This window comes from Pseudomonas sp. P5_A12, from assembly GCF_056400685.1.
The window spans coordinates 1-11,330 of record NZ_JBFUKU010000185.1; the positions used below are offsets into that span (position 1 = coordinate 1).

General features: G+C 61.1%; 8 protein-coding genes. 1 reads left to right on the plus strand and 7 read right to left on the minus strand.

What is annotated here, in order from left to right:
- The 6 genes from AC1DSG_RS21285 to AC1DSG_RS21310 all read right to left on the minus strand — a co-directional run.
- Positions 1 to 1,496: tetratricopeptide repeat protein (locus tag AC1DSG_RS21285; protein ID WP_477792654.1), on the minus strand; the 1,496-nt coding region annotated here is incomplete at its 3' end.
- A complete protein-coding gene (locus AC1DSG_RS21290; RefSeq protein ID WP_477792655.1) occupies positions 1,493 to 2,572 on the minus strand; it encodes a vWA domain-containing protein in 1,080 nt (359 codons plus the stop codon). The genes AC1DSG_RS21285 and AC1DSG_RS21290, both read right to left, overlap by 4 nt.
- The gene (locus AC1DSG_RS21295) at positions 2,565 to 3,059 is read right to left on the minus strand and encodes a DUF4381 domain-containing protein (protein ID WP_477792656.1); all 495 of its coding nucleotides are present in this window, start codon (positions 3,057 to 3,059) and stop codon (positions 2,565 to 2,567) included. The genes AC1DSG_RS21290 and AC1DSG_RS21295 overlap by 8 nt, the downstream gene beginning before the upstream one ends.
- Positions 3,056 to 4,000 (minus strand): DUF58 domain-containing protein, encoded by a 945-nt coding sequence (locus AC1DSG_RS21300; RefSeq protein ID WP_477792660.1) that lies wholly within the window; start codon positions 3,998 to 4,000, stop codon positions 3,056 to 3,058. Before AC1DSG_RS21300 ends, AC1DSG_RS21295 begins: the two co-directional genes overlap by 4 nt.
- A 5-nt stretch (positions 4,001 to 4,005) precedes the next feature.
- Positions 4,006 to 4,965: an AAA family ATPase gene (locus AC1DSG_RS21305; RefSeq protein WP_007948046.1), complete on the minus strand. Its 960-nt coding sequence runs from the start codon at positions 4,963 to 4,965 to the stop codon at positions 4,006 to 4,008.
- 258 nt (positions 4,966 to 5,223) lie between these two features.
- Positions 5,224 to 5,580, minus strand: coding sequence for a hypothetical protein (locus AC1DSG_RS21310; protein WP_477792657.1), 357 nt, complete (start codon positions 5,578 to 5,580; stop codon positions 5,224 to 5,226).
- A gap of 502 nt (positions 5,581 to 6,082) precedes the next feature.
- Between AC1DSG_RS21310 and AC1DSG_RS21315 the strand changes: the two genes are divergently transcribed.
- The gene (locus tag AC1DSG_RS21315) at positions 6,083 to 10,984 is read left to right on the plus strand and encodes an NAD-glutamate dehydrogenase (protein WP_477792658.1); all 4,902 of its coding nucleotides are present in this window, start codon (positions 6,083 to 6,085) and stop codon (positions 10,982 to 10,984) included.
- 62 nt (positions 10,985 to 11,046) lie between these two features.
- On the opposite strand, the gene AC1DSG_RS21320 is transcribed toward AC1DSG_RS21315, so the two are convergent.
- Positions 11,047 to 11,330 (minus strand): hypothetical protein (locus tag AC1DSG_RS21320; RefSeq protein WP_477792659.1); only part of this gene is annotated, 284 nt, incomplete at its 5' end.

The window sequence follows — 11,330 nt, forward strand, 5'->3', positions numbered from 1 at the left end:
GGTGTGGCCTGTTGAGCATCGATTTGCGGATCGCCGTTGCTCGTCGATTGCGTGGGCGCTCCTGGCGACTGTTCCTGCTCGGCGTTCTGTGCATCGCTGTCGTCGGTGGAATCCGGCTCGACCGGCGGCGGGGTGAGTTCCTGCTTGAGCAGATTTTCCACCAGCGCTTTGTTGGTCAGGGCCGGGCGCAAATCCGGTTGAAGTTCCAGCGCTTGTTCATAGGCATCCAGCGCGGCTTCCAGCTCCCCGCTTTTGGCCAGGGCATTGCCACGATTGTAGTGGGCGTGGGCATCATTTCCTTGGGCGAACCGCTGGGCGGCGCCACTGTAGTCGCCGGCTTGATACAGCGCCACACCTTGCCATTGCGGGTCCTGGAAATACTGCGCGGCCCGGGCCGGGTGGTTTTGCTTGAGCAAGTGCAGGCCCCGTTGATCAGGGCGCAACCACAAGTCCTGGAAGTCGAAGGCGTAACTCGGTTGCGGCAGCACCCACAGCAGCGGAATGCAGAACAACCAGCCGCGGCGCCCGGCACACGCCGCCAGCAGCAATAGCGGCAGCAACAGCCAGTAACCTTGGTCGGCCCACGTGTCGAGGCGCAACATTTGCCCGTCGCTACGCAGCGTGCGCGGGCCATCGAGCAGGCCGAGCGCACGCAGGTCGGCATCGTCCAGTTGCGCCTGGCGATAGCGTCCGTCGAGATCGTGGGCAAAGGCTTTCAGGCTTGAGTTGTCCAGGCGCGGTACCAGAATCGCGCCTTCATTGTCCTTGAGGAAGCTGCCGTCCTCCTGAGCGACGGGCGCACCTTCGGCAGTGCCAATGCCAAGCATCAAAAATTGTGTCGAATGCCCGTCCAGTGCTTGACGGATACCTTGGCGCTCTTGCTCGGACAGGGTGGAGCCGATCAGCAGAATCCGGCCATCGCCCAAAGCGGCCTGATTGAGCAAGGCAAGGGCCTTGTTCACCGCGAGATCAGCCCGATGCCCGGTCTCAGGCATCAGCGAAGGTTTCAGCGCATCCAGCAGGTTGCCACTGGTGGAGAGGTCATCCGACAGCGGCACCAACGTGTGTGCGCTGCCAGAGTAAACGACGATGGCCGTTTGCGAGTCGCTGCGCACTTGCAGCAGGTCAAACAGCTTGCGTCGCGCCTGTTCCAGCCGATTCGGCACTACGTCGGTGGCGAGCATTTCCGGGGTCAGTTCCAGCACCACGACCAGTGGATCGGCAGGCTTCTGACTGGCCTGTTCGACCCGTTGCCAACTCGGCCCCAGCAGCGCCAGAACGGTCAGCCCCCAGGCCAGCCCGAGTACGACCCAGGGCAGTTTGCTGTCGCGTCCGTTACCACCACTGAGCAAGGCGGCGTGAAACGCGGGCGGCAGAATCATCTGCCAGCGTCCGGCACGTTTTTGCCGGTGCCAGAGTTGCCACAGCAACCAAGCCAGTACGGGCAACACCAGCAACCACCCGGGGCGGAACCAGAAAGGCCAGAGCACGCTCATCGGCGTCTCCGCAGGCGCAGGCGTTTGAGTCGCTGGCGCCAGTCAGGCAGGGGCGATTGCAAGAACAGATCCTTGGTCAACAGGCGATGCAGCGGGTTATCCGGCCAACGCTCGCGCACCACCAGCAGCATGCTCAACCACAGCACCAACGCCAGCGGCCAGTGATACAACGCCTGGGCCGGACGGGCCTGGGTGGGTTGTTGCGTGACGGGCTCGAGTTTGTCGAGGGTGTCCTTGATGGTTTGCAGTTCGTTGCCGTCATGGGCACGGAAATACTGGCCGCCGGTGGCAGCGGCGATGGCTTTCAGCGCCGGTTCGTCGAGGTCCAGGCTCGGGTTGACGCCGAGAAAGCTCAGCGTGCCACTGTCTTCCGGGTTGGCCCCCACGCCGATGGGGTAGATTTTCACCCCTTCGTTAGCCGCCAGCCGCGCTGCGGTCAACGGATCGATTTCGCCGCCGTTGTTGGCGCCGTCCGTGACCAGAATCAGTACACGGCTCTGGGCCGGACGCAGGCGCAAACGTTTAAGGGCCAGGCCGATGGCATCGCCGATGGCGGTGTTCTTGCCGGCGATGCCGATCCGCGCTTCGTCGAGCCAGACCCGCACGGTGTGCCGGTCGAAGGTCAGCGGCGCTTGCAGATACGCCTGGCTGCCGAACAGGATCAGGCCGACTCGATCACCGTCGCGGCTTTCCAGGAAGTCGCCGAGCAAATGCTGCACGAGGCTCAAACGGCTGACGTCCTCGTTTTGCCACTTCATGTCGGGGAAATCCATCGAGCCCGACACGTCCACTGCAACCAGCAAATCGCGGCCACTGGCCGCAATCGGCAGTGGTTCACCCAGCCATTGCGGGCGCGCGGAGGCGATCAACAGCAACAGCCACAGCAGTATGAACGGTGCCTGCTGGCGCCACGCCGGCAGGTTTGCCCGGGCGCGGCGGCGGGTCAGGCCTTCTAGGTCACTGAGGAACGTGACTTTGAGCGCCGGCTCGCCGCTGTCGGCCACCGGCAACAACACACGCATCAACCACGGCAAGGGCAGCAAGGCAAACACCCACGGCCAGGCGAACTCAAACATGTTTGCGAATCCAGGTGTCGACGGCTTGGGTAAGGCCCGCGATGGCCTTGTCGTCGAGTTTGCATTCGGGTTTGTAGGCGCCTTCAACCAGCACCATCCAGCGTGTCAGGCCGGCCGCCGGGCAGCGGTTGTCGAGAAACGCCAGCCATTTGCGCCCGTTGAGTGTATGGCTCTGGCTGTAGGGATAATGGTTGCGACACAAGCGTTTGAGCAAACCATTGAGCTGCTGCAACCAGGCGCCGGCCGGTGCACCGTCGTAGGGTTTGGGCATCTGCGCCAGTTCAGCCAGCGCGGCGACGCGCACCGGATCGAGCGGTTGTTCGGCGCGAACGATGGGGCGTTTGCGCGCCATCAAGTGCCGCATCCGCCACAGCCCAAAGCCGATCATCGGCAGCAGTAACAGCAACAACCACCAGCCCGGCGCAGGAGGCCAGAACTCGATGGGCGGCGGGGTAATCAGCGGCTGCAGTTGATCGAGGCTGCTCATCGACCTTTCCCCGGTTTTTGTGGGTTCAGGTACTCGCGCAGTTGCTCGACCATTTCGCTCTGGGTACTCAGTGGCATCAGTAATACGCGTAGTTTCTGGGCGAGCAATTCCCAGCGGGCGATGCGCGCTTCACCTTGCGCGCGATAGGTCTGGCGCAGGTCGAAATTCAGCGTGTCGAGTTCCAGTTGCGCACCACGTTCGGCAAATCGCAGCAAGCCGGCGGCGGGCAGGGCGTGGTCCAGTGGATCGGACACGGGCAGCAGCAGCAGGTCGCAATGACGCGACAGCAGGCTCAACTGCTGTTCAGAACCTTCGGTCAAGGCGCGCTCGTCGCAGATCACGATAACCAGACTGCCGGGCCGCAACACTTCTCGCGCCCGACGCAGTGCCAGGTTGAGGGTGTCGCGGTTCTGTTCGGTTTCGGTGTGCAACGATTGATTGACCCGCACCAGTCGGTTGAGCAATTGCAGCAGGCTTTGTTTGCTGCGCCGGGGCTTGATTTCGTAGTGCTCGTTGTCGCCGAACACCAGTCCGCCCACCCGATCGTTATGGCCCAGCGCAGCCCAGCCAATCAGGCTGGCGGCCTGGGCGGCGAGTACCGATTTGAACATCAGGCCCGAGCTGAAAAACAACCGGCAACTTTGCTCGACCATGATGAAAATCGGCCGCTCACGCTCTTCATGAAACAGCTTGGTGTGCGGCTCTTGCGTGCGGGCGGTCACGCGCCAGTCGATGGTGCGCACATCGTCACCGGCCTGATAAACCCGCACCTGGTCGAAGTCCACACCGCGCCCGCGAAATTTGGAGTGGTGCAGGCCGATCAGCGGGCTGCGCTGGCTCGGCGTGGAAAACAACTGCACTTCACGCACGCGATGGCGCATCTCGATCAGCTCGGCGAGGCTGACACGGATGCCCGGCTCGGGCGGCGCAATGGCGTTCATCGGGGTCAAGCGACGGCTACGACGTCGAGAATCCGCTGGACCACCCGGTCCTGGTCGATGCCGGCGGCTTCGGCTTCGAAGGACAGAATGATGCGGTGGCGCAGCACGTCAAACAGCACGGCTTGAATGTCCTCGGGGCTGACGAAGTCGCGACCGGCGAGCCAGGCGTGGGCCCGGGCGCAACGGTCCAGCGCGATGGAGCCGCGGGGGCTGGCGCCGTAGGCAATCCAGTCGGCCATCTCCGGGTCGAACTTGCCGGGGTTGCGCGTGGCCATGACCAGTTGCACCAGGTATTCCTCCACGGCGTCGGCCATGTACAAACCGAGGATTTCCTTGCGCGCGGCGAAGATCGCCTGCTGGCTGACCCGGCGTTCCGGTTTGGTTTCGCCGTGCAGGGCCTCACCCCGGGCTTGCTGGAGGATCTTGCGTTCGACCGCTGCGTCCGGGAAGCCGATTTTCACGTGCATCAGGAAACGGTCGAGTTGGGCTTCGGGTAGCGGGTAAGTGCCTTCCTGCTCAATCGGGTTTTGCGTCGCCATCACCAGAAACAGTGGCGACAGCTCATAGGTGCTGCGCCCGACACTGACCTGGCGCTCGGCCATGGCTTCGAGCAGCGCCGACTGAACCTTGGCCGGGGCGCGGTTGATTTCGTCCGCCAGCACCAGGTTGTGGAAGATCGGGCCTTGCTGGAACACAAAGCTGCCGGTTTCCGGGCGATAGATTTCCGTGCCGGTAATGTCGGCAGGCAACAGGTCGGGGGTGAACTGGATTCGGTGGAACTGTGCTTCGATCCCTTCGGCAAGCTCTTTGATGGCCTTGGTCTTGGCCAGGCCCGGGGCGCCCTCTACCAGCATGTGGCCGTCGGCAAGCAGCGCGATGAGCAAGCGCTCGATGAGTTTTTCCTGGCCGAGAATCTGCGTTGAAAGAAAGGTTCGCAGCGCGAGCAGCGCTTCACGATGTTCCATCGATGACTGTTCCTGGAGAAGGTGGCCGAAGGCGTTCGAATAACGCTTGGGCTGGGGGCGTTACTTTAATCCATCGCGGGGGGCGGCGACTAACGGCATTTTGTGCAAAGTGCGGGAAATGATTGGCGCTCGTTCCCACGCTCTGCGTGGGAATGCATCATCGGACGCTCCGCGTCCCTCCTCGCAATCGTGACGCGGAGCGTCACAGGCTGCATACCACGCAGAGCGTGGGAACGATCAGTGTCGAAAAGGGAGAGATCAGTTTAGTTGGCTTATATAGGTACCAGTCCCCTTGAGGATGTTCTGCAAGGTTTCTTCCACTTCCGCCAGGTCGCTGGTATCCGTGTTGTGAATGATTTCCAGAGAATCATCCCCTTTCAGCACATCCGCATCCGCCGCTGCGATTTCGATCAGCAGGCGGGTAGGGCTGAGGGTGACTTTTACGCCGTCCAGCGTCGAAGGCTCGTCGTCGAGGGTGATTTCCAGTTCGTCCTCGTCCGGGTAGCGGGTCATCAGGAACATCTCGCCCTGATCGCTGTGGCAGCAGAGCATGGCCATGTTGTCTTCCTCGTCATCGCAAGGGTTCACAATCAAGAGGGCGGTGGTCATTTGCATGAGGAATTCCTGGCTCGACGAGCATGGTGAAGACGAACAAAACGCAATTCTGCCAGCACAAGGGAATTTCTGCTCGGATGAGTGTCAGAGGAGGAGCGTGGACATTTGAAGTGTTACGGGTCATTTCTGGCACGCGGGTGCCGGAAACCGGGGATAAAACGCCCGTTTTGGCCCACGGCTGCTAGTGTTGTTCGAGGTGTATGCCGCCCGCTGCGTACCGATGACCGAATATGTCGCAGCACCGCAAGCATGGGCCTTGCCGCACTCGTTAAGCTGCGCAACGGATGAGCACCTGTAAAGGCATTGCGCTGCACGCAGTCCAGTCGTTTTTGCAGATGCCCATTCATGGAAGGTGAATGTGACCCGAGTGTCTCGTCCAGCTTCACCCACCTGTCCCCCTGTTTCCTCTGCCCGAGAATCAGGAACAGGGTGACGGATCGCCCCGAAAGGGGTTTTGCACGCGACGCTTCCATCAATAACAAGCCCAAGCGGAGTACCACAGATGGCGTTCTTCACCGCAGCCAGCAAAGCCGACTTCCAGCACCAACTGCAAGCGGCACTGGCACAGCACATCAGTGAACAGGCACTGCCACAAGTGGCGCTGTTTGCTGAACAATTCTTCGGCATCATTTCCCTCGACGAGCTGACCCAACGTCGGTTGTCCGACCTCGCCGGCTGCACCCTTTCTGCATGGCGCCTGCTTGAGCGCTTCGATCACGCGCAACCGCAAGTGCGCGTCTACAACCCTGATTACGAACGCCACGGCTGGCAGTCGACCCACACCGCGGTCGAAGTGCTGCACCACGACCTGCCATTCCTGGTGGACTCGGTGCGTACCGAGCTGAACCGTCGCGGCTACAGCATTCATACCCTGCAAACCACTGTGCTGAGCGTTCGTCGCGGCAGCAAAGGCGAGTTGCTGGAAGTCCTGCCCAAAGGCACCCAGGGCGAAGGCATTCTTCAAGAATCGCTGATGTACCTGGAAATCGACCGTTGCGCCAACACAGCCGAGCTCAATGTCCTGAGCAAAGAGCTGGAACAGGTGCTCGGTGAAGTCCGCGTCGCGGTCGCCGATTTCGAGCCGATGAAAACCAAGGTCCAGGAAATCCTCACTGGCCTGGATAACAGCCAGTTTTCAGTCGACCCTGAAGAAAAAGCCGAAATCAAAAGCTTCCTGGAATGGCTGGTGGGCAACCACTTCACGTTCCTGGGCTACGAAGAGTTTGTGGTTCGCGATGAAGCCGACGGCGGTCACATCGTCTACGACCAGGATTCCTTCCTCGGCCTGACCAAACTGCTGCGCACCGGCCTGAGCTACGATGACCTGCGCATCGAAGACTACGCCGTGAACTACCTGCGTGAACCGACCCTGTTGTCGTTCGCCAAGGCCGCGCACCCAAGCCGTGTACACCGTCCGGCTTACCCGGATTACGTGTCGATCCGTGAAATCGATGCCCACGGCAACGTGATCAAGGAATGCCGTTTCATGGGCCTGTACACCTCTTCGGTGTATGGCGAGAGCGTGCGGGTTATTCCGTACATCCGCCGCAAGGTCGAAGAAATCGAACGCCGTTCCGGCTTCCAGGCCAAGGCTCACCTGGGCAAGGAACTGGCGCAGGTGGTCGAAGTGCTGCCGCGCGATGACCTGTTCCAGACTCCGGTCGACGAACTGTTCAGCACCGTGATGTCGATCGTGCAGATCCAGGAACGCAACAAGATCCGCGTGTTCCTGCGCAAAGACCCGTACGGCCGTTTCTGCTACTGCCTGGCTTACGTGCCACGCGATATCTACTCCACCGAAGTGCGCCAGAAGATCCAGCAAGTGCTGATGGATCGCCTGAAAGCCTCGGATTGCGAGTTCTGGACGTTCTTCTCCGAGTCCGTGCTGGCCCGCGTGCAACTGATCCTGCGCGTCGACCCGAAAAACCGCATCGACATCGACCCGGTCCTGCTGGAAAAAGAAGTGGTGCAGGCCTGCCGCAGCTGGCAGGACGACTACGCCAGCCTGACGGTTGAAAGTTTCGGAGAGGCGAGCGGCACCAACGTGCTGGCTGACTTCCCGAAAGGTTTCCCGGCCGGTTACCGCGAGCGTTTCGCAGCCCATTCGGCTGTGGTCGACATGCAACACCTGCTGAGCCTGAACGAAAAAAATCCATTKGTGATGAGCTTCTATCAGCCACTGGGTCAGGTATCCGGCCAGCGCATGCTGCACTGCAAGCTGTACCACGCCGATACGCCGTTGGCGCTGTCCGACGTGTTGCCGATCCTGGAAAACCTCGGCCTGCGCGTACTGGGTGAATTCCCGTATCGCCTGCGTCACACCAATGGCCGGGAGTTCTGGATTCACGACTTCGCGTTCACCGCTGCCGAAGGCCTGGAACTCGACATCCAGCAACTCAACGACACGCTGCAGGACGCGTTCGTCCACATCGTGCGTGGCGATGCCGAGAACGATGCGTTCAACCGCCTGGTACTCACCGCCGGCCTGCCATGGCGCGATGTGGCGCTGCTGCGTGCTTATGCGCGCTACATGAAGCAGATTCGTCTGGGCTTCGACCTGGGCTACATCGCCAGCACCCTGAACAACCACACCGACATCGCTCGCGAGTTGACCCGGTTGTTCAAAACCCGTTTCTACCTGGCGCGCAAGCTGTCGGGCGACGATCTGGAAGACAAGCAGCAACGTCTGGAACACGCGATTCTGAGCGCACTGGACGACGTTCAGGTACTGAACGAAGACCGCATCCTGCGTCGCTACCTGGACCTGATCAAGGCCACCCTGCGTACCAACTTCTATCAGACTGATGCCAACGGCCATAACAAGTCGTACTTCAGCTTCAAGTTCAACCCGCACCAGATTCCAGAGCTGCCCAAGCCCGTACCGAAGTTCGAAATCTTCGTATACTCGCCTCGCGTCGAAGGTGTGCACCTGCGCTTCGGCAACGTGGCGCGTGGTGGCTTGCGCTGGTCGGACCGTGAAGAAGACTACCGCACCGAAGTCCTGGGCCTGGTAAAAGCCCAGCAAGTGAAGAACTCGGTCATCGTGCCCGTGGGCGCGAAGGGCGGCTTCCTGCCTCGTCGCCTGCCACTGGGCGGCAGCCGTGACGAGATCGCGGCCGAGGGCATTGCCTGCTACCGCATCTTCATTTCGGGCCTGTTGGACATCACCGACAACCTGAAAGACGGCGCGCTGGTTCCGCCGGCCAACGTCGTGCGTCATGACGATGATGACCCGTACCTGGTCGTTGCGGCGGACAAGGGCACTGCGACCTTCTCCGACATCGCCAACGGCATCGCCATCGACTACGGTTTCTGGCTGGGTGACGCGTTCGCTTCCGGCGGTTCCGCCGGTTACGACCACAAGAAAATGGGCATTACCGCCAAGGGCGCGTGGGTCGGCGTTCAACGTCACTTCCGCGAACGCGGCATCAATGTTCAGAAAGACAGCATCACCGTGGTCGGTGTCGGCGACATGGCCGGTGACGTATTCGGTAACGGCCTGTTGATGTCCGAGACGCTGCAACTGGTGGCCGCGTTCAACCACTTGCACATCTTCATCGACCCGAATCCGGAGCCGGCGAACAGCTTCGCTGAACGTCAGCGCCTGTTCGACCTGCCGCGTTCGGCCTGGTCGGATTACGACACCAGCATCATGTCCGAAGGCGGCGGGATCTTTTCCCGTAGCGCGAAAAGCATCGCGATTTCCCCGCAGATGAAAGAGCGCTTCGACATACAGGCCGACAAGCTGACCCCGACCGAACTGCTCAATGCCTTGCTCAAGGCACCGGTAGACCTGTTGTGGAACGGCGGTATTGGTACGTACGTCAAAGCCAGCAGCGAAACCCACGCCGATGTCGGCGACAAGGCCAACGATGCACTGCGCGTGAACGGCAACGAGCTGCGCTGCAAAGTCGTGGGCGAGGGCGGTAACCTCGGTATGACTCAGCTGGGTCGTGTCGAATTCGGTCTCAATGGCGGCGGCTCCAACACCGACTTCATCGACAACGCCGGTGGTGTGGACTGCTCCGACCACGAAGTGAACATCAAGATCCTGCTGAACGAAGTGGTTCACGCCGGTGACATGACCGACAAGCAACGTAACCAGTTGCTGGCGAGCATGACCGACGAAGTCGGCAATCTGGTGCTGGGCAACAACTACAAGCAGACTCAGGCGTTGTCCCTGGCAGCGCGACGTGCCTTGCCGCGTATCGCTGAATACAAGCGCCTGATGAATGATCTGGAAAGCCGTGGCAAGCTGGATCGCGCCATCGAGTTCCTGCCCGCGGAAGAAGCGATCAACGAGCGCGTTGCGACAGGCCATGGCCTGACCCGTGCCGAGCTCTCGGTGCTGATCTCCTACAGCAAGATCGACCTCAAGGAGCAGTTGCTCAACTCCCTGGTGCCGGATGACGACTACCTGACCCGCGACATGGAAACCGCTTTCCCGCCGACCCTGGTGAGCAAGTTCTCCGCCGCCATGCGCCGTCACCGTCTGAAGCGCGAAATCGTCAGCACCCAGATCGCCAACGACCTGGTCAACCACATGGGCATCACCTTCGTTCAACGACTCAAAGAGTCGACCGGCATGAGCCCGGCGAACGTGGCGGGCGCTTACGTGATCGTGCGTGACATTTTCCACCTCCCGCACTGGTTCCGTCAGATTGAAGCCCTGGACTACCAGGTTTCCGCCGACGTGCAACTGGAGCTGATGGACGAGCTGATGCGTCTGGGCCGCCGCGCCACGCGCTGGTTCCTGCGCAGCCGTCGCAACGAGCAGAATGCGGCTCGTGACGTCGCGCACTTCGGTCCACATCTGGCAGCGCTGGGCCTCAAGCTCGACGAACTGCTGGAAGGCCCGACACGTGAAGGCTGGCAGACCCGCTATCAGGCTTACGTCGCAGCTGGCGTCCCTGAGTTGTTGGCGCGCATGGTTGCAGGCACCACTCACCTGTACACCTTGCTGCCGATCATCGAAGCGTCGGACGTGACTGGGCAGAACGCAGCAGACGTCGCGAAGGCTTACTTCGCTGTCGGCAGCGCGCTGGACATCACCTGGTACCTGCAACAGATCAGCGCTCTGCCGGTTGAAAACAACTGGCAGGCCCTGGCCCGTGAAGCGTTCCGTGATGACGTCGACTGGCAACAACGTGCGATCACCATCTCCGTCCTGCAACAGGGCGACGGCAGTCAAGACGTGGAAACACGCCTGACGCTGTGGATGGAAGCGCACGAAGGCATGATCGAACGCTGGCGCGCCATGCTCGTGGAACTGCGTGCCGCCAGCGGTACGGACTACGCCATGTACGCGGTGGCCAACCGCGAACTGCTGGACCTGGCGTTGAGCGGGCAAGCGGTGGTGACTGCCATTGCACCTGCTAGCGAAGAGTTGGAGCCGGCTGCCTGATCAGGCGCTGAATGAAAAAAACCCGCATGGCGACATGCGGGTTTTTTTTTGCCTGACGCTCTCTACTGAATCAGAAGTACTCGATGGGGCTCTTCGCCGGAGTTCCACTGCCATACACTTTCATCATCCAAGAGCGCGATTGTCGCACTGGAGCCAGCCGCGACACAGGTGACTTGGTCCCGAAAGCGCTCCGGTTCGATGGCGTATCCTTTACCCCATACCCACAAGCTGCCGTCTTTTCGAATGGCTGCGGAGTGGGAGGCGCCCGTTGCAATGGCAGTTGCATCGGTGAAAATGCGACCCCAGTGCGTTGCCTTGTCGCCGAGTCCATGCCGTGACAGTGGGC

Coding starts and splice junctions, on each gene's coding strand:
- AC1DSG_RS21290 (WP_477792655.1), bottom strand. CDS start 2,572: ATGTTTGAGTTCGCCTGGCCGTGGGTGTTTGCCTTGCTGCCCTTGCCG.
- AC1DSG_RS21295 (WP_477792656.1), bottom strand. CDS start 3,059: ATGAGCAGCCTCGATCAACTGCAGCCGCTGATTACCCCGCCGCCCATC.
- AC1DSG_RS21300 (WP_477792660.1), bottom strand. CDS start 4,000: ATGAACGCCATTGCGCCGCCCGAGCCGGGCATCCGTGTCAGCCTCGCC.
- AC1DSG_RS21305 (WP_007948046.1), bottom strand. CDS start 4,965: ATGGAACATCGTGAAGCGCTGCTCGCGCTGCGAACCTTTCTTTCAACG.
- AC1DSG_RS21310 (WP_477792657.1), bottom strand. CDS start 5,580: ATGCAAATGACCACCGCCCTCTTGATTGTGAACCCTTGCGATGACGAG.